Source organism: Crossiella sp. CA198 (genome assembly GCF_052078295.1).
Classification (GTDB): domain Bacteria; phylum Actinomycetota; class Actinomycetes; order Mycobacteriales; family Pseudonocardiaceae; genus Crossiella.
Map to the genome: position 1 here is coordinate 23,097 of NZ_JBQJIM010000041.1, position 22,961 is coordinate 46,057.

At 70.5% G+C, this 22,961-nt stretch carries 13 protein-coding genes; 7 read left to right on the forward strand and 6 right to left on the reverse strand.

Translation table 11 applies throughout. From position 1 onward, the window contains the following. Positions 1–48: 48 nt before the first annotated feature. The 4 genes from ACTOWY_RS41355 (at position 49) to ACTOWY_RS41370 (ending at position 6,564) form a co-directional block, all read left to right on the forward strand. A complete protein-coding gene (locus tag ACTOWY_RS41355) occupies positions 49–933 on the forward strand; it encodes a DUF3995 domain-containing protein (RefSeq protein WP_441315051.1) in 885 nt (294 codons plus the stop codon). Between the two features lie 161 nt (positions 934–1,094). Beyond that, positions 1,095–4,385, forward strand: coding sequence for a GH92 family glycosyl hydrolase (locus ACTOWY_RS41360; protein ID WP_441315052.1), 3,291 nt, complete (start codon positions 1,095–1,097; stop codon positions 4,383–4,385). A 169-nt stretch (positions 4,386–4,554) separates the two neighbouring features. Further along, the gene (locus ACTOWY_RS41365; protein WP_441315053.1) at positions 4,555–5,487 is read left to right on the forward strand and encodes a ricin-type beta-trefoil lectin domain protein; all 933 of its coding nucleotides are present in this window, start codon (positions 4,555–4,557) and stop codon (positions 5,485–5,487) included. Positions 5,488–5,511: 24 nt separating this feature from the next. Continuing rightward, positions 5,512–6,564 carry a zinc-binding dehydrogenase gene (locus tag ACTOWY_RS41370; protein ID WP_441315054.1) on the forward strand — a complete coding sequence of 351 codons (1,053 nt, stop codon included), beginning with the start codon at positions 5,512–5,514 and terminating at the stop codon, positions 6,562–6,564. Between the two features lies 1 nt (position 6,565). Here ACTOWY_RS41370 and ACTOWY_RS41375 read toward each other — a convergent pair whose 3' ends face one another. Beyond that, on the reverse strand, positions 6,566–10,477 hold the full coding sequence (locus ACTOWY_RS41375; protein WP_441315055.1) for a hypothetical protein: 3,912 nt from the start codon (positions 10,475–10,477) through the stop codon (positions 6,566–6,568). Positions 10,478–10,802: 325 nt separating this feature from the next. On the opposite strand from ACTOWY_RS41375, the gene ACTOWY_RS41380 reads away from it, so the two are divergent. Continuing rightward, positions 10,803–14,375, forward strand: coding sequence for an nSTAND1 domain-containing NTPase (locus tag ACTOWY_RS41380; protein ID WP_441315056.1), 3,573 nt, complete (start codon positions 10,803–10,805; stop codon positions 14,373–14,375). A gap of 5 nt (positions 14,376–14,380) precedes the next feature. On the opposite strand, the gene ACTOWY_RS41385 is transcribed toward ACTOWY_RS41380, so the two are convergent. Together ACTOWY_RS41385 and ACTOWY_RS41390 are read right to left on the reverse strand one after the other, a co-directional pair. Beyond that, positions 14,381–16,168, reverse strand: coding sequence for a sensor histidine kinase (locus ACTOWY_RS41385; RefSeq protein WP_441315057.1), 1,788 nt, complete (start codon positions 16,166–16,168; stop codon positions 14,381–14,383). Then, on the reverse strand, positions 16,165–16,848 hold the full coding sequence (locus tag ACTOWY_RS41390) for a response regulator transcription factor (RefSeq protein ID WP_441315058.1): 684 nt from the start codon (positions 16,846–16,848) through the stop codon (positions 16,165–16,167). Before ACTOWY_RS41390 ends, ACTOWY_RS41385 begins: the two co-directional genes overlap by 4 nt. A 153-nt stretch (positions 16,849–17,001) precedes the next feature. On the opposite strand from ACTOWY_RS41390, the gene ACTOWY_RS41395 reads away from it, so the two are divergent. Continuing rightward, positions 17,002–17,832: a serine hydrolase gene (locus ACTOWY_RS41395; RefSeq protein ID WP_441315059.1), complete on the forward strand. Its 831-nt coding sequence runs from the start codon at positions 17,002–17,004 to the stop codon at positions 17,830–17,832. Positions 17,833–17,839: 7 nt separating this feature from the next. Here ACTOWY_RS41395 and ACTOWY_RS41400 read toward each other — a convergent pair whose 3' ends face one another. The 3 genes from ACTOWY_RS41400 to ACTOWY_RS41410 form a co-directional block, all read right to left on the reverse strand. Continuing rightward, positions 17,840–18,781 carry a ribose-phosphate diphosphokinase gene (locus ACTOWY_RS41400; protein WP_441315060.1) on the reverse strand — a complete coding sequence of 314 codons (942 nt, stop codon included), beginning with the start codon at positions 18,779–18,781 and terminating at the stop codon, positions 17,840–17,842. A 151-nt stretch (positions 18,782–18,932) separates the two neighbouring features. Further along, positions 18,933–20,225, reverse strand: coding sequence for a cytochrome P450 (locus ACTOWY_RS41405; protein WP_441315061.1), 1,293 nt, complete (start codon positions 20,223–20,225; stop codon positions 18,933–18,935). A gap of 13 nt (positions 20,226–20,238) precedes the next feature. Next, the gene (locus ACTOWY_RS41410) at positions 20,239–21,513 is read right to left on the reverse strand and encodes an MFS transporter (RefSeq protein ID WP_441315062.1); all 1,275 of its coding nucleotides are present in this window, start codon (positions 21,511–21,513) and stop codon (positions 20,239–20,241) included. Between the two features lie 100 nt (positions 21,514–21,613). On the opposite strand from ACTOWY_RS41410, the gene ACTOWY_RS41415 reads away from it, so the two are divergent. Further along, entirely contained in the window at positions 21,614–22,897 is a 1,284-nt protein-coding gene (locus ACTOWY_RS41415) for a hypothetical protein (protein WP_441315063.1), read from the forward strand. Positions 22,898–22,961 lie beyond the last annotated feature (64 nt).

Consider the following 22,961-nt stretch of genomic DNA (forward strand, 5'->3'; position numbering starts at 1 on the left):
CTCCCCCTCGGGAGGCAGCCGAAGCCGGGATGGCGCAGGGTGCCGGGTATGAGTGAGCTGGGTGGACGGTGGGAGCGCTGGGCGGTCTTTGTCGTGGCGGCCCAGATGCTGTGCTACGCCGGGGAAAAGGTCTACATGGCCGCGGTCGGGCAGGTGGGGTTGCCCGGGATGGTCGCGGCGGATTCGGTGCAGGCCCAGTATTCGCAGACCTGGTTGCTGCAACTGGGCAACGCCGGGCTCGGGGTGGTCGCGGCGGGAATTGTGCTGGCCACGTTGTGGCGGTGGGGGCCGGTCGCGCGGTGGGTGTTGCTGGGCGCCCTGGTGCTGACGTTGGGGGTTATGGCGGCCGGGGTGGTCGTGCTTTCCGTTCGGGGAGTGTGGACCGGCTGGGTGCAATTGCCGTTGGTGGTGCTGGTGTGGCCCTGGCTGGTGTGGCGGTTTGTGAGGCGGTACTGGCGGCCGGTGTTGCCGGGGGCGGCCTGGGTGGCGCTGGTGTGCGCGCTCGCCTATGGCGGGATGAAGGTGGCCTGGGCCTTCGGGTCCGAGGTGCTGATGGCGGAGACGCCGTTGACGGGGACGGATCGGGAACTGTTGCTCGGGGACGGGCCGGTGGCGTTCTGGGTGCACGTGCTGACCGCGGTGATCGCGGCGGCGGGAGCGTTGGTGATCCTGGGGCTGGCCACCTCCTGGCGAGATCGGCTGCCCGCGTGGTTGCTGCTGGGACCGGCCTGGGTGGGAATCGTGTTCCTCCTGGTTCGGGGAGTCACCGGGGTTTCCGGCGCGTTGGTCACCTTGTTCGGGGCCGCCCCGGCTGAGGCCCGGTGGTACGCGGGCTGGGATCTGGGCTTGTGGGCGCCGCTGTGGCTGGTGCTGGGAGTAGCGCTGCTCCGGCTTGTCCTCCGGGGAGGAGTACGCCGGGTGGTGGCCGCGTAGTCCGATTGACCGAATCCCGGTCAAGGTTGTCGGCCAGAATCGGACAGGTTCCATTCGCACCCCTTCACTCGCCTCTCACCTGCACGTACGTTCTGACCCGCCGCCAGGCATGACCGTTTGTCAACGTTGTCTGCACACGTCTTGCGAATGGGGTCGGACAGGTGAGAAGGACACGGGCTCTGGCCGGTGCGGTGACCGCCGCGCTGGTGCTGGGTACGGTCGGGGGGACGGCGTCGGCCGAGCCTCTTGACGGGAGCGGTTTCCCACTGGTGCGGGATCCGGCGGCCTACGTCGATCCGTTGATCGGGACCAAGAACCTGGGCAATGTCTTTCCCGGTGCGGTGGTGCCATTCGGCATGCTGTCCTGGAGTCCGGAGAACACCAAGGGCAATGCCACCCGGACCGCGGCGCCCGGCGGCTACCACTACGACGCGACCAAGATCCGCGGCTTCAGCCTGACGCACATGTCCGGCACCGGCTGTGCGGGTGGATCCGGGGATATCCCGTTCTTTCCGCACGTGGGTGAGGTGACTTCCTCGCCCGCGGTGGATGGCAAGGACGAGGTGTACGCGAGCACCTTCAGCCATGCCAACGAATCGGCCAAGGCAGGCCGGTACTCGGTCACCCTGGACTCGGGGGCCAAGGCCGACCTGTCCGCGACGCTGCGCAGTGGCGCCGGGCGATTCACCTTCCCGGCGGGCAAAGCCGGATCGCTGCTGCTGCGCACGGCCAACTCCGAGGTGGGCTCCACCGACGCCTCGGTGGCGGTGGACCCGGCCACCCGGACCGTTTCCGGCTCGGTGACCAGTGGGAACTTCTGCGGCTACCTCGACAAGGAAGGCCGCCGGTCCTACTACAAGCTGCATTTCGTGGCCGAGTTCGACCAGGCGTTCAGCTCGGTGGGCACCTGGCAGGACGACAAGCTCACGCCCGGCGCGACCACGGCGACCGGCGGCACCACCTACGGCACCAACGGGTGGCCGGTGGTGGGCAAGGGATCCGGGGCCTACCTGGGCTTTGACACGGCGACGAACCCGGCGGTGAACGTCCGGGTCGGGATCTCCTATGTGAGCCTGGACAACGCCAAGGCCAACCTGCGGGCGGAGAACCCGCGGCGGGCGGCGGTGGAGGAGGTCGCGGCGAACGCGCGGGAAGCGTGGACGCGGCAGCTGCGGCGGATCCAGATCGGCGGCGGCTCCGAGGCCGATCGGACCAAGTTCTACACCGCGCTCTACCACTCCCTGTTGCACCCCAACGTCTTCAGCGACGTCAACGGGGAGTACGCGGGGATGGACGGCAAGGTGCACCGGCCGGTGCCGGGGCAGCAGGTGCAGTACGGCACCTTCTCCGGCTGGGACGTCTACCGCTCGCAGGTGCAGCTGCTGACCCTGCTGGAGCCCAAGATCGGCTCTGACATCGCGCAGTCGCTGCTCAACCAGGCACAGCAGAACGGCGGCGTGTGGGACCGGTGGACGCACGCCAACGGCGGCACGCACGTGATGAACGGTGACCCGGCCGCGCCCTCCATCGCCGGCATCCACGCCTTCGGCGGCACCGACTTCGACGCGCGGACCTCGTTGCGCTCACTGGTCAAGGCGGCCACCGTGCCAACCGCGCTGGACCTCAAGCGGGACGGCTGGAACGTGATGTCGGTCGGCCAGCGACCCTCGCTGGACAAGTACCTCAAGCACAACTACATGCCCTCGGTGTCCAACGCCTGGGGCGGGGCGGCCGAGACGCTGGAGATCTCCACCGCCGACTTCGCCCTCGCTCAACTGGCGGACCGCTTGGGGGACAAGGCAACCGCCAAGACCTTCACCGAGCGGGCCCAGTGGTGGCAGAACAACTTCGACCCGGCCGCGCACGCCACCGGCGGCTACATCCGCAACCGGCACGCCGACGGCAGCTGGACGCCGAACTTCACCCCCGGCACCGGCGACGGGTTCGTCGAGGGCAGCAGCGCCCAGTACACCTGGATGGTGCAGCACAACGTGGCCGGACTGACTCAGGCCATGGGCGGCAAGGACCGGGTGAACAAGCGCCTGGACGAGTTCTTCCACAACGCCGACGGCAGCTGGGCGCTGAGCAAGTCCGGCGACGAGAAGTCCGAAATGGACAATGAGCCCTCGGTCAACGTGCCCTACCTCTACAACTACACCGGGCAGCCCTACAAGGCGCAGCAGACCATCCGCGAGGTGGTGAACACGCTGTGGACCACCGGCCCCGGTGGCATCCCCGGCAACGACGACCTCGGCGCGATGTCCTCCTGGTACGTCTTCTCCGCGCTGGGCATGTACCCGCAGGTGCCCTCCCGGGCCGAGCTGGTGCTGTCCAGCCCGCTGTTCCCGTTCGCCCGGATCAACCGGGACCGCGGCAAGGACATCACCGTGCTGGCGCCCAAGGCCGCGGCGAACGCGCCCTACATCCACAAATTGCGGGTCAACGGGCGCGAGTCGGCCAAGCCGTGGCTGCCGGAGTCCTTCGTGCAACGCGGTGGACTGCTTGAGTACACAATGGACACCAGGCCGGATACTACTTGGGGCGCAACGGCTTCGGACGCGCCGCCGTCCTGGCGGGACGGGGAGCAGCCCTACCAGATCGGGGTCGGACCGGACCACCTGGTCACCACGCCCGGCGGCACCGCCAAGGCCGAGGTGACCGTCTACCACCTCTCCGGCGCGCAGCCCGAGGTCCGTTACTCGATCGCGCCCACGCCAGGGCTCAGGATCGAACCGTCCAGTGGGCTGGTGCCGATCAAGGACGGGGTGGGCAAGGTCGAGTTCACCGTGACCGCTGAGACCGCGGGTCAGGGCTACCACCCGGTCAACGCCACGGTCACGGTCAGCGGCGGCAAGACCACCACCCGGCAGCTCACCGTGAAGGTCGCCGCGCCACAAACCTGGTTCGCCGCACTGGACAACACCGGCGTCTCCGACGATCCCGGCACGCACGAGGAGGCCAACTTCGACGGCGGCGGCTACAGCTACTCCAAGCAGGCACTGGCCGCCGCGGGCCTGGTCGCCGGTCAGCCGGGCACGGTGGCCGGGCTGAACTTCACCTGGCCCAGCGAGCCGTTCGGCCGACCGGACAACATCGCCGCCAACGGCCAGACCGTGCAACTGACCGCGCCGGTCAGCCGACTGTCCTTTGTGGGCAGTGCGATCAACGGCAGCCGGACCGCGCCGGGCACGGTCACCTACACCGACGGCAGCACCGGCGCCTTCGACCTGGGCTTCAGCGACTGGACCCTGGGTGGCGGCGGCGGCAGCCTGATGTATGAGAACGTGATCGTGGCCAAGACCCCCTACCGCAACGGGATCGGCGGCAAGCAGGAGGTGCCCACGCACATCCTGGCCACCAAGCCCTTCGCCGCACCCGAGGGCAAGCAGATCGCCAGCATCACCTTCCCGCGCAACAGCGGACTGCACATCTTCGCCCTGGCCACCGGCTGACGTCGAGGTCCAACACGCCGCGGCGGGGGCTTTCCGGTTTCGTCCGGAAAGCCCCCTTTTTCATCCGCAAATTGTTAAGAAACCTACCTAACCCTGGTTGTCCGCCCGGTCTCGGCGCGGGACGCTCAGCTACACCGCCGCCGACGCCACCGGATCCCGCGGAGGAACCATGCGCAGCCGTCTGTTGTCGGTGACCACGCTCGGCCTGATGATGTTGAGCCTGCTCGGTCTGGGCGCCGCCCAGGCCGCTCCCGCCACCCCCGCCGCCCCGGCTGCCGCGCAGAAGGTCTTCTTCACCTTCTACGGCTGGTGGGACAACACGCCGCCGGGCGGGGCCATCGCCTATCCGCAGATCCACAACACCGCGGGCGGCAAAGGCACCTACGCCGACCCGATCACCCTGGCCACCTCCAAGAAGGAACTCAAGCCCGGCACCAAGGTCTGGGTGCCCAGGGTGAAGAAGTACTTCATCATGGAGGACGATTGTTCGGCCTGTAACCAGGAATGGGACGGCCAGGGCCCCAACGGCGGCCCGAAGCTGTGGCACTTCGACCTGTGGATCGGCGGCAAGGGCGGCAACGCCATGAATGCCATCGACTGCGAGGACGCGCTCACCAACTACCACCCGGACGGCAAGCCGGTGATGGAAGAGTCGATCATCAACCCGCCGTCGAACCTGACCGTGGATCCGACGCCGATCTTCAACACCAGCACCGGTGAGTGCTACGGCGGCGCGAAGCCGAAGACGACCGTTGGCGAGTACAAGAACACCGCCACCGGCCAGTGCCTGGAGAACCCCGGCGACAGCACCAAGCCGGGCACCGCGCTGAAGGTGGCCGGCTGCAACAACTCCACCGCGCAGCGCTTCTCCTTCCACGGCGCGTTCATGGAGCACAACAAGCTGTGCACGGCCCAGTCCGGCGGCACTGTGGTGCTGAACAAGTGCGACGGCGGACCAAAGCAGCAGTGGTCGGTCAACCCGAACGGCACCATCTCGGACATGCAGTCCAACACCAAGTGCTACCGGGCTTCCGGCGGCAACGTGACGGCGGGCAAGTGCTCGGGCAACGAGAGCAAGTGGGTGTTCAAGTCAGCGGTGTGACCGCTGGCGTGCCAGGGTGGGGACATGGACAAGGTCATGACGGCCGCGGTCCTCACCCGGCACGGCGGCCCGGACACCCTTGAGCTGCGCGGCGACCATCCGGTGCCCGCGCCCGGTCCAGGCCAGGTGCTGGTGCGGGTCACCGCCGCGGCGCTGAACAACACCGACATCTGGACCAGGGAAGGCGCCTACGGCCGCCCCGGCGATCCGGACGCGCGCAGTGGCTGGCGCGGCCCGATCGCCTTCCCCAGGGTGCAGGGCGGCGATATCGCCGGGGTGATCGCGGCGGTGGGCCCGGATCTGCCCGCGGACCTCATCGGCGGGCGGGTGCTGGTGGATCCGGCGCTCTACCGGGACGAGGGCGAGCACGCGCCGCCGGTCGGGCTGCTCGGCAGCGAGGCCGACGGCGGGTTCGCCGAGTACGTGCTGGCGCGGGCGGACCGGGTGCACCAGGTCGCCGATTCCCCGCTCTCCGACGCCGAACTGGCCTGCCTGCCGGTGGCCTACGGCACCGCGATGGGCATGCTGGAACGCGGCGGCATCGGCCCCGGCGAGACCGTCCTGGTCACCGGCGCCTCCGGTGGCGTGGGCGCGGCCCTGGTCCAGTTGCTGGCCGCGCGCGGCGCCTGCCCGATCGCGATGACCACCGCCGCCAAGGAACACGATGTCCGCACGCTGGGCGCCACCGGCGTGGTCACCAGGGATGCGGGCGATCTGGCAGGCCAGATCCGCGCCCAGGCCCCGCACGGCCTGGACGCGGTGGCCGATATCGCAGGCGGCGCCGCGGTCAACGACCTGCTGCCGCTGATCCGCGACGACGGCCGCTGGGTGATCGCCGGCGCGGTGGCGGGTCCGACCATCCACTTCGACCTGCGGCGGCTGTACCTGCACAACATCGGCCTGATCGGCTCGTCCATGCACACCCGCCCGCACTTCGCCAAACTGGTCACCGCCGCCAGGGCGGGCGCCGTGCGACCACCGGTCGCGGCGACCTTTCCCCTGACGGCGGTGCACACCGCGCAGCGCCGATTCCTCGAACGCGGGCATGTGGGCAAGATCGTGCTCCTGCCCGGTTGAATCAGCCGGGCAGCACCGCGCTGCTCGCGGTGTTCAGGTTGCTCCCCTCCAGGGGACCCTGCGGTCCCCAGACCATTCGCAGCCTGCCCTCAAGCACGGTCATGCTGGGGGCCTGCCAGGTCTTGGCGGTACGGGCCACGGTGTACTGCGGCGACCACTCGGCGCCGTTGGTGGAATAGGCCCCGTACATCGCCGGGTCACCGGCGATCCGCCACACCGCGTACAGCTTGCCGCCGTGCGAGGCCAGCACCGGACCGCCGTCGACCGAGGCCGCCGTCCCGCCGACCCGGACCGGGGCCGGCACCCAGTTGACACCGTCCACAGAGGACGCCATATAGGCCCGCGGGTTCGAGTCGTGACCGCGCCAGGCGACGTAGAGCTTGCCGTTGTGCACGGCCATGCCCGGTCGCTGGTTGGTCATGTTTCCGGCCAGGGTGAGCACCGGGGCGGTCCAGGTGAGTCCGTCGGTGCTGGTGGTGCGGTACAGCTGCTGGTCCTCACCGCGGTGCAGGGCGTAGAGCGAGCCGTTGAACACCGCCAGCGCCGGGGCGTCGAAGGTGCGGACCCCCGGTGTCTGCTGGTGCGCGACGGAGCTGGTCCAGGTGATCCCGTCCGTGCTGACCGCGTGCGCCTGCACCGGCACCTCGCCGCGGCCGCGCTTCTTCCAGGACACCACCAGTTTGCCGTTGAACTCGATCGCGGTGGGACCGAACAGGACCCCCGCGCCCGCGTCGTCGATGACCACCTTCGGCGCCCAGTCCCGGCTGCCCGCCAGCGACCCGTACAGCTTGCCGTCGTTCCCCCGCCAGGCGGTGAACCGGTTGCCCTTGAACGAGGTGATCGCCGGGCCGGTCATGGAGTTGAGCGTGTTGTCCACGGGCTCCGGCTGGTTCCAGATCGCGGCCGCGGGCGCCAGTGGCGCCGGGGCCTCGATCGCCGGGCCGAAGTCGAAGTCCGGCCACACCGAGCGCAGGGTCAGCCACAGCGTGCGCAGCTGGGTCTGCAGTCCGGGCAGGGTCTGGTCAGCGCCCTCCCAGCGCTGCTTGAACTGCTCGGCGAGCCGGTCGGTGAGCCGGTCCTGCCGGGACTTCATGTTGTCCCGCAGGCAGTTGCGCACCGGATCGGTGGCGTTGGTCGCCGCGATCATGGCGCACGCCTGGCTGACATCCGAGCGGGCCGGGTCCCAGGCCGGCTTGTCCGCTGACACGTTGGACGCGGCCAGCAGGTACTCCCAGGCCAGGTACTCGTTGTCGTTCTGACCCGCGCCGTAGAGCGCCTTGGGCCCGTGCAGCACCGAGCGCAGGAACTCGTCGGTGTTGAGCGCCCGCGGGAAACCGGCCTCGGTGTAGGAGCGCAGCAGCCGCGCGGCCAGGTTCAGCTCCCGGCCTGCCGGGCTGTCCTTGACGAAGGTGGCGGCCCGGTTGTAGAAGTCCACCCGCTTCGACTTGAGCAGGTCCTCGCCCAGCTTGGCGAAGTACGGCGTCGTGAACTCGGTGCCGGTGTCGGGCACGGCTCTGCTGTCGTAGTTGGCCTTGAGACCCCGGTCCCACTCGTTCTTGATGAAGTTCTGGATCTCGTGCTGCGCGGGCAGGCCGTCGTTCCAGCGATGCACGACGGCGAGGTTCCGCTTGGTGCTCTTCGTGCCGACGCCGGGCATGGCGAACTCGTCGGTCATCGCGATGACCAGGTCAAAGGCGCGCGGGGTACCTGAGACGACGCGCACCTCGTAGCTCCAGCAGGCCCGGTAGCCGAACTCGTGCCCCCGGAAGTACCGATAGAACTGCACGGGCGGGCTCAGGTGCTGCCCGTTGTGCCGGTTCGCCCTGGACAGCTTGTAGTTGTACACCGGATCGCTGTTCGCCGTGCAGGGTTCCACCTGGGGCGTCGCGTACAGGCTCGGCGTGCCAGCGGGCGCGCCCTGTTCCGGCCCGCGCCACAGAGCAAGGGTCTTGCCCTCGTTGACCTCGGCCTCCCGTTCGAGCACCTTGGCCGACAGCTCACCGGCCTTGGCGTTGTAGTCGGCGAGCAGGGTCTGGAAGATCTTGTTGGTGCCGCCGTCGGGGCCGGACTGGCTGAAGGCCAGCAGCTGGTCCCGGATGGCGCGGCCCTCATCGAGCACCGCCTTGCCGCGCACGTTGGTGGCCATGTTCCTGGCCCACTCCGGATTCTGCTTGGCCAGCAGTCCGTAGGCGTTCGCGCCGATGCTCCACACCGCGGCGTTGCCGCCATGGCCGGTGTGGGTGAAGCCCGGATCCAGCTTGGCGTTGGCGTAGTAGCCGAGGAACGCGGCCGCGCCGCCGTCACCGTGCAGGTTGAGGTTGCTCAGCACGGTCGGCGAGTCCGTGCGGTAGTTGGCCGGTGGCACCACGAACAGGTCGTTGGTCGGCGCCTGCACCGCGGTGACCCAGAAGTCGCTCTCGCCCTTCTTGAAGTCGGCCTCGGGCAGCCGCTGCCCGTGGTGCTTGCGCTCGTAGTCCAGGTGGTAGTCGACGACGCCCCACCGGTTCAGCTTGTACAGCCCGGCGATCGCCTTGAGCAGGGTGGTGCCGGTGACCTGGAGTTCGGTGCTGAGCGAGCTGACCTTCGCCAGGATCTGCTCGGTGTTCTCCCGGACCCAGGCGACCCCCATCTCCAGCTTCGCGAACTCGGCCAGCATCCGGTTGTAGATGTTGTCCAGCTTCGCGTCGACCTTGTCGAAGCGGTCGTTCATGTTCTGCTGCACCGCTTCGAGCTGTTTGCGCATCTCCTTGATCTGGTCCAGGATCTGCTGCTCCACGGTCGGGCCACCGGCGCCGAACACCGAGACCAGCGAGCTGATCGCGCCGATCACGTTGCCGGTGAAGGCCGCGGTGGCCAGCGAGAAGGCCGAGTTGATCAGCGTGAAGGCGGTGATCGCCTTGTTCACCGCGTAGGCGACCTTGACCGCGCCCTCGGCGAATTTGGTGATCCGCTTGGCGAAGTCCGGGTTGATCATGCCGACCACGAAGGCCAGGCCGTCCAGGCCGCCCTTGATCGTGTCGACGTAGCCCTTGCGCTTGTCCTCGGCCGACTTGGCCGCGGTCTTCTGCGCTTCGGTGGGCTCGGTCGGCTTGGCATCCGGCGGGTTCTTCCCCGAGGCGCTGGAGAGGTGGTTCAGCGCTTCCTTGCGCTCGGTGTAGAGCTTGCCGACGAGGTCGTTGAACGAGGTGTCGGTGGCTTCCTTGAGCTTGACCGGGCCGAGCTGGGCCGCCGCCCGGAGCGCGTTGACATCCAGCACCGTGCGCAGCTGCTCGCCCTGGCCCAGTTCGGTGGCGCTCGCCGCGGAGTTGACCTTGGCCTGGTCGCCGATCTCGGCGTTCCAGGCGCCGCGGAACCCGGCGTCGGCGCGTGCGGTCAGCGCCACCCCGGTCCACACCTCACGCTGGTTGTCGGCGTAACCCGCCTCCCAGGCGAACTGCTGCTGCGCACCGGAAACCCGGTCCTCGGGCTTGGTGGACACCGGCACCGTGTCCAGCCCCAGCAGGGTGTTGTTCAGCCTGCCCAGCCGCGCGCCGTCGATGGTCGCGCCGGGCGCGGAACGGGCCGCGACCAGTGCCGCGCTCACCGCCTCCACCGGTTCCCGGTTCCACGCCTGGTTGGGCACGACGGCCTCGACGTGTTTGCGCACCGCGCTCAGGTGCGCGGTCACCGCGGCCGGCGCGGCCTGCGGGTTCTTCGCCCGCCAGTCCAGCAGTTCGGCACTGACCACCAGGTTCCTGGCCAGCGCGTCGTCCCGGTTGACGATGCGCATGGTGGCGCCGAACAGCGCGTTGGCCAGCCCAGCCTCGTCCACCGGCACGGCGGCATGCGCGATCGGCGCGGCGGACAGCGTGCCCGCGAGCAGCGCGCCGCTGAGCGCTGCCACGGTGAGTCTTCGGTGCAGGGGCGTTCGCATGGGTCTCCTTCGAGGTCGGCCGCCGCGGAGATCGCTGCCCGAAGTGGTGGCCGCCAGGTCGTCGATGCCGACCGGGGCGGTGAAACGGGGATCCGCGAGCCGAGGTGAGTCTGTGCGCGGTCCGGCGGTCTGAGGAGACCCTCGCCGTATCCTCCGCTCCTCGACATTGGGATACAGCGCTGAACAGCGGAAATGCCGAACCGGCCCAGTCCGCTGGGGTGGTCGCCGGGTCATCGCGGCCGGGCACCCTGCTCCTGCGACTGGCCGTATCCTCTGCTGGGGATGCCGGGATACCGGGATACCGGCGCTGACCAGGGAGAACGGCATGAGCGGCGTAGCCGGGTTCGCCGCGGAGCTGCGGCGGCTGCGGCGGGAGCGGGGGCTCTCGCTGGCGGCGCTGTCGGAGCGGACGCACTACAGCAAGGGCTACCTCGGCAACCTGGAGCACGGGCGCAGGCCGGCCACCCTGGACCTGGCCCAGCGGCTGGACGAGGTGCTCGACGCGGACGGGGTGCTGGTCGCGCTGGCCGCCGCGGTGCCGGAGCCGGTGTGCCCCTACCGCGGGCTGGCGGCCTTCCAGACGGCGGACGAGCGGTGGTTCTTCGGGCGGGAACGGGTCACCGGGGAACTGGTGGCGGCGCTGGCCGCGGCCAGGGAACGCGGAGCGCCGCTGGTGGTGTTCGGGGCCTCCGGGGCAGGCAAGTCCTCGCTGCTGCGGGCGGGACTGGCGCCGCGACTGGCCGCGGTGGAGATCATCACCCCCGGCCCTGAGCCGCTGCGGCGGTTGCCAGGGGCGGGATCGGTGCTGGTGGTGGACCAGTTCGAGGAGGTCTTCACCCTCTGCGAGTCCGCCGCCGAACGTTCGGAGTTCCTCGCCGAGCTGTGCCGCCGGGGCGCCGACGGGGTGGTGCTGGCGGTGCGGGCGGACTTCTTCCCGCAGTGCCTTGCCCAGCCCGAGCTGCTGGAGGTGGTGCGGCACAACCAGTTCGCGGTGGGCGCGATGTCCCGACTGGAACTCGCCGAGGCGATCTCCGGACCGGCCGAGGCGAGCAGGCTCACCGTGGAACCGGGGCTGACGGAGCTGCTGCTCAGCGATCTCGGCGCCAGCGAACGGGGTTACGAGCCAGGGGCGCTGCCACTGCTGTCGTATGCGTTGCGCGGCACCTGGGAGCACCGGGTGGAGGACCGGCTCACCGTGGCCGGATACCGGGCCACCGGCGGCATCCGCGGTGCGGTGGCCGCCGCGGCGGAGCAGGTGTTCACCCAGCTCGACGAGGACGCCCGGCAGGCGGCCCGGCGGTTGCTGCTGCGCCTGGTGCGGGTGGGCGCGGACGGCGAGGACACCCGGCGGCGGGTGCCGCGCGAGCAGCTCACCGCCGGGGACCGGCAGGACCCGGCGCTGGTGGCGATGGAGGCCTTCGCCGCCGCCCGGCTGCTGGTGCTCGACCACGACACGGTCGAGCTGACCCATGAGGCGCTGGTCCGGGCCTGGCCACGGCTGCGCGAGTGGATCGACACCGACCGGGCCGGACTGCGGGCCCGGCAGCGGCTGGGCGAGGCGGTGGAGGCCTGGGTCGGGCACGACCGGGCCGCCGCGCTGACCTACCGGGGCATCGCGCTGGCCACCGCCCAGGAGTGGGCCAGTGGTCACCCCGAGGACCTCAGCCCGGTGGAGCGGGACTTCCTGCGGGCAGGCTCGCGCGAGGAACAGCGCGGGGTGCGGCGACTGCGCACGCTGGTGGCCGCGCTGACCGCGTTCGTGCTGATCGCGGTGCTGGCCGGCGGGATCGCGCTGGTGCAGCGGCAGCAGGCGCTCACCGCGCGGGACGAGGCCACCTCCCGCCAGGTCGGCGAGCATGCGAGCAGCCTGCTCGGCGCCGATCCCGCGCTGGCCGGACAGCTCGCGCTGGCCGCCTACCAGCTCGCCGAGACCCCGGCCGCCCGCGGCGCGGTGCTCTCGGCCTTCGCCACCGCCTACCCGACCCGGTTGCACGGCGGGGCCGAGCAGGTCGACGTGGTCGCGTTGCGCCCGGACGGCGGACTGCTGGCCACCGGCGGCCTGGACGGGGTGGTGCAGCTCTGGGACGCCATCGACGGCCGCCGGGACGAACCACTGCGCACCCTGCCCAACACCGGCCGGGTCAGCGGACTGGAGTTCAGCCCGGACGGCCGCACGCTCGCCCTCGCCGGGGCAGGCGGGGTGGCGCTGTGGAATGTCGCTGTGCCACAGCAGCCCGAGCTGCTGGCCGCGCTGCTGCCGCGGACCAGGGTCAACCAGCTGGCGTTCAGCCCGGACGGCACACTGCTGGCCACCGCGGGCTCGGCGGACGCGCTGACCCGGGTCTGGTCACTGCGTGATCTCCGTGCGCCACAACAGGTTTCGGTGCTGCCGGGGCACGCGGGCGAGGTGTACGGGCTGGCGTTCAGCCCGGACGGGCCCACCCTGGCCACCGCGGGCGCGGACGGCGCGGTACTCGGCTGGCGGCTCACCGACCCGGCCAATCCCGGTGCCCCGCAACGGATCCTGACCGCGCGCGGCCCGGTCAGCGCGATCGCCTACAGCCAGGACGGCCGCCGGCTGGTCGTCGCCGACGAGACGCACACGCTGTGGCAGGTCAGCGCGGGCGTGCCGCGCACCGTGCCCGCGCCGGACGTGCTGGTCCGCGGCCTGGCCTTCGGCCCCGATCCGGACCGGGTGGTGCTGGGCGCCAACGACGGGGTGCTGCGGGTGCTGGATCTGGTGGCCGGCCGGGAGATCGAGCGGCTGCGGCAGCCGAACCGGGTGCGCGCCATCGCCTTCGACCGCGCCGGGCGGCTGCTCGCCTCCTCCAGCAGCGGCGGCCGTTCCTACCTGTGGCACGAGCCGCTGGGCAGCCCGGTCAGCCGGGACAGCGAGATCCACGGTGTGTTTGGCCATCCTGGCAGCAACCTGCTGGCCACCACCGGCGTCCAGGACCCTCGGGTCCGGCTGTGGCGCACCGACTGGTCCGGGCTGCTGCCGCTGGGCACGCTGACCGGGCACACCGGCGCGGTGCAGCACACCGCGTTCAGCGCCGACGGCCGCCGCCTGGCCACCGGCTCCCGCGACCGCACCATCCGCCTCTGGGACCTTGGCGATCCGGCGCACCCGGTCGAACTGTCTACTTTGGACGGTTATCGGGAGACCGTCCGCCAGGTCGCGTTCAGCCCGGACGGCACGCTGCTGGCCAGTGGCGACGATGCCGGGGACCTGGTGCTGTGGAATGTCGCCGACCCGCGCAGGCCGCGGCGGCTGGCGATCCTGGCGGACAACTTCCGCGCCGTCAACGCGGTCGCGTTCAGCCCGGACGGCCGCTCTCTGGCCTCCGGCAACGCCGACCGCTCGATCCGGCTCTGGGACCTCGCCGACCAGGGAAACCCCCGGCAGACCGCCAAGATCACCGGTTTCCGGGAGGCGGTGCTCGGGGTCGCGTTCAGCCCCGACGGCCGCACCCTGGCCGGGGCGGGCCTGGACCAGACCGTCCGGCTGTGGACGGTCACCGACCCGGCGCGGCCTGCCGGACTGGCCACCGTCACCGGTCACCTCGGCCCGGTGCACACCGCCGAGTTCAGCCCGGACGGCCGCACCCTGGTCACCACCAGCGCCGATCGCACCGCCCGGCTGTGGGACCTGACCGATCCGGCGCAGCCGGCCCTGTTCGCCCCGCTGGCCAGCCCGGATGCCCCGGTCACCAACGTCTTCCACGCCGGCGGCAGGCGGATCGCGGTGGCCGCGGCCGGGCACACGCTGCGGTTCTGGGACACCGATCCGGCGGCCGCGGTGAACCGGCTGTGCGCGCTGCGCGGCAGCCCGGTCACCGCGGCGGAGTGGGCGGCGCGGTTCCCGGACTACCCGTACCGGCCGCCATGCCATAGCTGAACCCGCTACGAACTCGCTGACCTGGGCAGACGCACGGTGAACCGCGCCCCGCCGGGGCTCTCCGCGGTGATCACGCCACCGTGCGCGGCGACGATCTCGCGGGCGATGGACAACCCGAGCCCGCTGCCGCCGGTGGCCCTGGCCCTGGCGTCGTCGGCCCGCCAGAACCGGTCGAAGACGAACGGCAGATCCGCCGCCGCGATCCCGCTGCCGGTGTCGGCCACGGTGAGCACCGCCGCCGCGCCCTCGCGCCGCGCGCTCAGCGTGACCCGGCCACCGGCCGGGGTGGCCCGGATCGCGTTGCTCACCAGGTTGCCCAGCACCTGCCGCAGCCGGTTCGGATCGCCGTCCACCACCGGCGCCGGATCGTCCACAGTGGACACAAGCTCGACCTCGGCCGCGCCGGCCACCGCCTGGAAGCCGGTGCGGGTGGCCGCGACCACCTCGCCAAGGTCCACCGGCCCGCGTTCGTAGGCCAGCGACCCGGCGTCGGCCAGCGCGAGCAGCTGGATGTCCTCGATCAGCCGTTGCTGCAACAGGGCTTCCTCGTGCAGCGAGGCGAACAGCGCGCGATCCGGTGGCAGCACGCCGTCCTTGAGCGCCTCCAGGTAGCCGCGGATGTTGGCCAGTGGGGTGCGCAGCTCGTGCGCGATGTCGGCGATCATCCGCCGTTGCCGTTCCTCGCTGCGCTGCAAGGAATCCGCCATCCGGTTGAACGCACCGGCCAGCTCGGCGATCTCGTCGTCCCCGCGCACCGGCACCCGCTCGGCCAGATCACCGGCGCCGAGCCGGGTGGAGGCGGCCCGCAACGCGCCCACCGGCCGCAGCACCCGGCGGCTGACCAGCCACATGCCCAGGGTCGCCACCAGCGCCACCCCGGCCGCGGCCAGCAGCGCGGGCAGCAGCGGCACGGTCCGGGACGGCGGCGGATCGCCCGCGCCCACCGACAGCAGCAGCGGCGCGGGCATGATCGCCTGGATCCGGGCCCGGAAACTGTTCAGCACGCAGGTCGAGGCGGGCGACTCGGTGCAGGTCTTGAGGATGTCGATCTCGGTCCGGCCGCTCGCCTGACGGCGCAGCCGCGACCCGCAGTCGCCGATGGCCGTTTTCCGGCTCGGGTCCGGATTGTCGCCGAGCAGGTCCACCACCGGCACGCCGTCCGGCCGCGGCTTCTGCTCCACCAGGAAACCCTTGCCGATCAGGCAGCTCGCCAGCTCCACCTTCTCCCGGTAGTAGACCAGCCGGGTGAGCCAGCTCTCCGGCTCGGCGCGGATGTCGGCCGCAGGGGGCAGGGGCTGGCCCGAACCGGGCGTCTGCGTCGGGGTGCCAGGGACCGAGGTGCCAGGGGATGAGGTGCCAGGGGATGAGGTGCGCATCGTGGTCAGCGGCACCGCGCCGCCGAAGCCGTCCGGCGGCGGGATCGGCGTGGGCACCGGGTCGACCAGCAGCGGCGCGCGTTCACTCAGCGGCCGCGCGCCGCCGCCGTCGAGGGTGTCGCTGTCCACCAGCACCTCACCGGCCATGCTGGTGAGCCGGATCCGTTGCCCGGTGCGGTCTTTGAGCGCCCGCACGGTGCCGGAGACGCCGTCCCAGCTGCCGCGCAGCGCGCCGAAGCCGATGAGTTCGTCCACAATGGACTTCGTCGCCGCCTCCTCGGCGGCCGCGGAGGAGGAGACCTGCTGACTGGCCTGGTACACCGTCAGCCAGGCGGTCAGCCCGGCCGCGGCCACCGCGACCACCGCGGTCAGCACCAGCAACCGGAACCGGAGACTGCCGTGCCAGCGCGGGCTCACAGCGCCTCGGCGAGCTTGTACCCGCGCCCGCTCACCGTGAGCAGGTACCGCGGCCGGGCCGGATCGTCCTCCACCTTGCGCCGCAGGTTCTTCACGTGCGCGTCCACCGTGCGCTCCAGCACGTGGTTGTCGAATCCGAAGGCACGCTCCAGGATCTGCGTCCGGGTCAGCGGCACGCCCGGCTGCTGGGCCAGCGCGTGCAGGATGTCGAACTCCTTGGCGGTCAGCTCCACCGGCTCGCCGCGCAACCGCACGGTGAACCGGGTCGGGTCGATCTCCAGCTCCCCCACCGTGATCAGCTCCGGCGCGGCAGGAGCTGCGCCGCGGCGCAGCAGCGCGCGCACCCTGGCGGTCAGCTCGGCCGGGCTGAACGGTTTGACCATGTAGTCATCGGCGCCGAGATCCAGTCCCAGCAACAGATCCGCCTCGGTGGAGCGCGCGGTGAGCATCAGGATCGGCACCGCGGACTCCGCACGCAGGATGCGGCACACGTCCAGACCGTCCACCTCGGGCATCATCACGTCCAGCACGATCAGGTCCGGCCGCCTGGTGCGCGCCAGTTCCAGCGCGGTCCGGCCGTCCGCGCAGGCCAGCACGCTGTGCCCGGCCCGTTCCAGGTAGACGCGGATCAGGTGCGCCTGCTTCTGGTCGTCCTCGGCGAGGAGGATGCGCGCGCTCACCGGCCCAGTGTCGCAGCCACCCCCGCCGCGACCGTGAAGAAATGGTGAAGGCCCGCCCCGGAAGCCGTGAAATCACCCGGCCGCGTCCGATCGCACCGCTGCCGCACAGCTTCTTCGTCAGTTCTTCATCACCTCGTTCCTAGCGTCGCCGCCATGAGTCGCAAGAGGACGGTCGCCGTGTTCGCCCTGCTCATGGTGGCCCTCGGCGGCTGCCAGCGAGCGCTGCCCACGGTCAGCACCAGCGCCCCCGGATTCGAGCTGCCCACGCTGAGCAGGCAGCCCGAACCGGAGGTGCAGCCCAGGGCGAACACCCCGCAGGTCCAGGTGCGGACCCCCGGCCAGTACTCCTGGTCGCTGCGCGACACCAGGACCGGCGAGACCCGCGGCTCGGCCAATCAGAGCGCCTTCGCCAACACGGTGGAGTCGATGGTCAAGGCCTGGATCGCCTTCGACTTCCTGCACGGCCTCGGTTCGGCCAAACCCGGTCCGGCCGACCTGAACGCCCTGCACCGCATGATCAATGTCTCCGATGACCAGGCCGCGCAACAGCTTTACCGCAGGCGCGGCTCGGACGCGGTGATCCAGCGGCTGATCACCACCTGCGGGCTGACCGGCACCAGGATCACCACGGGCTGGTGGTCCAAGACCAGGATGACCGCCGCCGATGCCACCCGGATGGGCCAGTGCCTCTTCGACGGCCGCCATCTCAGTCCACAGTGGACTGACTGGCTGCGCGGCGAGATGCGGAACGTGGCCCCCTCCAACGCCTTCGGCATCGCCGAAGCCCCCGGCCTGACCGGAAAGCCGCTCGCGACCAAGAACGGCTGGACCGAGCACAGCGGCACCCGCAACTGGGCGGTGAACTGCCTGGCGGTGTGGTCGGACAAGGTGCTGGCGGTGCTGGTGAGCTATCCGGCCGGACTCGGGCAGGCCCACGGCGCGTCCGTGTGCCGCCAGGTCGCCGAGCAGCTCTTCCCTGCCTAGCGGCGACTCAGGCGTCGAAGAGCGCGCTGACCGACTCGCCGTTGTGGATCCGCCGCATGGCCTCGGCCATCGCGGGCGCGATGGAGAGCACCTTCAGCTTGGGCACCCGCTCACCGTCGGGGATCGGCACCGTGTTGGTGCACACGATCTCCAGCACATCGGGCTGATCGCCGATCCGCTTGAGCGCGCCGCCGGCGAACAACCCGTGCGTGCAGGCCACCCGGATCGTGCGCGCACCCAGATCGCGCAGCTTGTCCAGCAGCTCCAGCACGGTGCTGCCCTTGGCGATCTCGTCGTCCAGCACGATGATGTCCCGCCCTGCCACCTCGCCGATCACCGAGCTGATGGTCACCTTGTCATCGGCGAAGCGCTGCTTGGCCCCGGCCGCCACCGGCACCCCGAGCAGGCGCGCGAAGTGCGATGCCTCCTTGGCGTTGCCCAGGTCGGGAGAGACCACGGTGGTGTTGGACAGGTCGTGCTGACGGAAGTGCAGTGCCAACTCGCGCAACGCGTGCAGGTGGTCCACCGGCACACTGAAGAATCCGTGCACCTGCGGGGAGTGCAGGGTCATCGCGAGCACCCGGTTGGCCCCGGCGGCCACCAGCAGGTCGGCCACCAGCCTGCCGCCGATGGAGATCCGCGGCGCGTCCTTCTTGTCCGAGCGCGCGTAGGCGTAATGCGGCATGACCACGGTGGTCCGCGCCGCCGAGGCCCCACGCGCCGCGTCCAGCATGAGCAGCAGCTCGACCAGGTTCTCCTGCACCGGGGTGACCAGCGGCTGGATCAGGAACACGTCCCGCTCCCGGCAGTTGGCCTGCAACTGCACCTCGATGCAGTCATTGGCGAAGCGCTGCGTGCGCACCGGCCGCAACGGCACTTCGAGCTGGGCGCAGATCTCCGCCGCCAGCTCGGGGTGGGCACTGCCGCTGAAGACCGCGATATCCCGCACGAACCTGCTCCCCATCAGCCGAGAACCGCCAACGCCCCGCATGCTAATGCCCGAAGAGGCAAAAGCCCTGGTGAAGGTGGTCTGGGACACGCTCGATCGGGTCGGCGGCCGCGACAACCCTGGGGGTGGTCACCGCGGCCGCCTGGTCCGGTCACTGACTGCGTTGCGCCGGGAACTTGGCGGTCACCGGGAATTCGCGCAGTCCGCAGATGGTGCTGCTCTCTCGCCGTTCCAGCCGGCCGGCCTGCCGCAGCAGCGGCATCCGCTCGGCCAGGCTGCGGAAGAGGATCTCGCCCTCGATCCGGGCCAGCCGGGCGCCGATGCAGTAGTGGATGCCACTGGAGAAGGCCAGGTGCTCGGGACCACCGGTCCGGGTGATGTCGAACTTGTCCGGCTCCGGGTAGACCTCCGGATCGCGGTTGCCCGCGGCCAGGATGACCCCGACCAGCTGGCCTGCCTTGATGGTCTCGCCTGCCAGTTCGACGTCGGTGTGCGCGATCCGCATGGTGGCCTGCACCGGCGGGTCGTACCGCAGGGCCTCCTCGGTCATGGCGGCGGCCAGCTCCGGCTTGTCCCGCAGCTGGGCCCACTGCTCGGGGTGGGCCAGCAGGGCGAGCACGCCGTTGCCGATCAGGTTCACCGTGGTCTCGAACCCGGCCAGCAGCAACAACATCGCGGTGCCGTGCAGTTCGCTGGCGGTCATCTTCTCCTCGCCGACCGCCACCGCCAGACTGCTGATCACATCGTCGCCGGGATCCTTGGTGCGTTCCTTCAGCAGCCGGTCGAACAGCGCGACCAGCTCGGCGCCCACGTGGATGAGTTCCCTGGCCTGGCGGATCGAGTGCACCCCGCTGAGGCCCTCGCCGATCCGCGCGCCGTACTCGGCGAAGTCGGTGCGGTCGGCCTCCGGGATGCCGAGCAGGTCGCTGATCACCGTGATCGGCAGCGGCGCGGCCACATCCCTGATGAGGTCGAAGGTCTCCTGGCCCTCCACCTTGTCCAGTAACGAGTCCACGATCTGCTGCACCCGCGGCCGGTAGCCATCCACACGTTTGGGGTTGAACGCGGGCGCGGCCAGCCTGCGCAGCCGGGTGTGGTCCGGCGGGTCCTGGTCCAGGAAGCTCTCCGGGTAGGTGTTGGCCACCGCGCCCAGCGCGCCGCCGACCACGCCGGAGCCGTCGGCGTTCTTCACCCCGAAGCGGCGATCCCGCAGCACCTGGTTGCACAGCGCGTGCGAGGTGGTGGCCCAGGTGCCACTGAGCCCGCGGTAGAGCGGGCCCTTCTGCCGGATCTGTTCATAGAGTGGATAAGGATTTTCCCGCCATTTCGGGTTTTCCACCTGCACCAGCAGATCACCGAGCCCGCCGAGCAGCCAGTTGGTGGCCTTGGCAGCCTGGATCTGCGAGCCGAGCCGAAGGGAGGCGGCGGGGCCCAGGTTGTTCATCGGTTTCCTCTCATCACGTGGTCGCCTTCTGCGGCGCCGGAGCGAACGGCGCGTCGGAAGGTTCGATCTTGCGCAGCCCAGGGGCGAGGGCGGCGTAGACAGTGGCCAGCAGGCAGCCGATACCGATGATCAGGAAGGCGGTCGCCGGGCCGGAGTACTCCACGATGGGGCCCGCCACGACCGCGCCGAGCGGGCTGGCCGCCAGCGAGAGCGAGGTGATGGTGCCGATCACCCTGCCGCGCATGGCCTCCGGGGTGCGCTCCTGCATGACCACCGCGGTGACCGGGTTGATCGGACCGGAGACCACACCGGTGACCAGGGCCAGGGCGAGCAGCCAGCCGAAGTCGGTGCTCAGCGCGAACCCGAGGAAGGCCAGTGAGGTCAGCAGCAGCGCGACCAGCAGCACGATCCGGCGGCCGGCGAAGCGGGCGATCACGCCGTAGCCGATGGCGCCGATGATGCCGCCGACCGCGAAGACCGCGAGCACGAAGCCGGTCTGTTCCGGCTTGCCTGCCTGGAACATCATCGCGGGCATGATCACCGAGGACAGCGGGGTCAGGAACAGCACGATCAGCATGCCGGTGAGCGCGGTGGCCCGCAGCGCGCCCTCGGTCCAGACGAACTTCAGGCCCTGCCACACCGACTGCCAGTACGGCTCCACCGCCGGACGAGCATCGCCGGTGTGCTGCACCGAGGGCACCACGGTGAAGGTCAGCATCGAGGCCAGGAAGAACATGATCACGGTGGCCCACAACGTGTTCATCGGCCCGATGAGCGCGATCAGCACGCCGGCCAGACCCGGACCGGCCACGCCGCCGATCCCGTCCACCGCCTCACCCCAGGAGTTGATCTTCTCAAGGGGCAGCTTCGCCTTGGCCGCGACATCCGGCCGCAGCGCCTCCCGCGCGGCCATGCCCGGACCGTCGAAGACCGCGCCGAGCGCGACCAGGCCCAGGATCAGCGGGATGCCCAGGCCGAGGGTCATGTCCAGCAGGGGTAGCGCGGCCACCGCGGCCGCGCTGAGCAGATCGGCGGCCACGCTGGAGCGCCGCCGCCCGAACCGGTCCACCAGGGCCCCGCCGAACAGGGCCGAGAGCACCAGCGGGGCCATGGCCGCGGCGGCCACCACACCGGCGAGCACGGCGCTGCCCGTGCGCTGCAGCACCAGGATCGGCATCGCGACACTCACGATCGCGTTGCCCGTGACGGACAGTGCCGTCGAGCCCAGAAGGCCCCAGACAGGTACCCGGGAAGGCCGCGCGGCCTCCTGGCCCAATTGGACGTCCACGAGTCAAACGATACACCGATGTCTCATTCTTGGCCGCTGTCTTCCCACCGCCGAGAGTGCCGCCACACCCGATCGCGGCAACGCCGATAGCCTCGGCCGGGTGGCGAAGGACAAGCAGCGGCACAGCCTGCCGATCAAAGAGGTCGAGCGCTGGTTCCTGCGCGAGGGCATGCCGTTCGTGGTGCGCAACATGCGCAAGCACCCGGTGCTGGCGCGCTCACTTCCAGCGCTGATGTTCTTCCTGGGCGGGGTTCTCGGCTACATCGTGGTGTCGGTCGGCTGGCGCTGGAGCCCGCCCTACGGCGGCCTGTCCGCGGCGCAGGCGAGCGCCCGGATGGCCGAGGACGACGCCTACCAACTCACCGGTCTGGGTGTGGCCACTGTCACAGCGATCGGCGCCGCGCTGTTGTTCCTGTGGCTGCGCACCGGTCGCCGCTACCTGCGCAGCCGGACCGCGGGCATCACCGGCGCGGTGATCACCCTCAGCGCGCCGCCGGTGCTGGAGGGCCTGCTCAACTGGAGCTGGGCGGACGCGCGGGAGGACCTGGTCATCGGCGCCGCGCTGGTGCTGGTGATCTACGCCTTCACCAGGGCTGGCATCGGCTCGCTGGTGCACTGGTCGCTCTGGCACCTGGTCCCGCACCTGGGCAACCTGGGCAGGCTGGTGACAAGGGCGGTGCCGTTGCTGCTGCTCCTGGTCACCTTCCTGTTCATCAACACCGAGAACTGGCAGATGTCGGGCAACCTGGACCGCCCCCGGCTGTGGGGCATCGCCTGGTTCTTCATCGTGATCATCGCGCTGTTCCTGTGCGTGCGGCTGCCCGAGGAGCTGAAGAAGCTGCGGGTGGAGATCACCCCGGACTCGGTGCGCGCGGCCTGTGCAGGCACCGAACTGGGCAGGCTGGCCGAGCAGCTGCCAGATGAGGACCTGCAGTTCGACCGGCACCCGATGAAGCTGGGCGAGCGGCTGAACGTGCTGCTCATCGCCTTCGTCAGCCAGGGCCTGCAGATCGCCCTGCTCGGTCTGCTGGTCTTCCTCTTCTTCGTCACCTTCGGCGCGATCGCGATCAAGGACTCGGTGGCCGAGGCCTGGGTGGGGCACCCGCTGACCGAGGGCACCTTCTTCACCATCCCGATCCCGATCGACGGGGTCAGCAACGAGCTGATCCAGGTCTCGATCGTGATGGCCGCCTTCTCCGCGCTCTACTTCGCCGTCTACGCGGTCAACGACGCCGGCTACCGGGAGCAGTTCTTCGAGGAGATCCTGGAGGAGCTGCAGAAGGTGCTGCTGGCCAGGGAGTGCTACCTGCGGCTGCTGGAGGTCGACGGCCCGCAGTCCCCCGAAGGATGGACCGAACTGGCCGAGGTCACCCAGCGGAGCTAGCAACTCCCCCGGTCCCGTCGCTCGGCGGAGTGGACCTGCGAGTTCGCCCGCTGCCGGCCAGCGC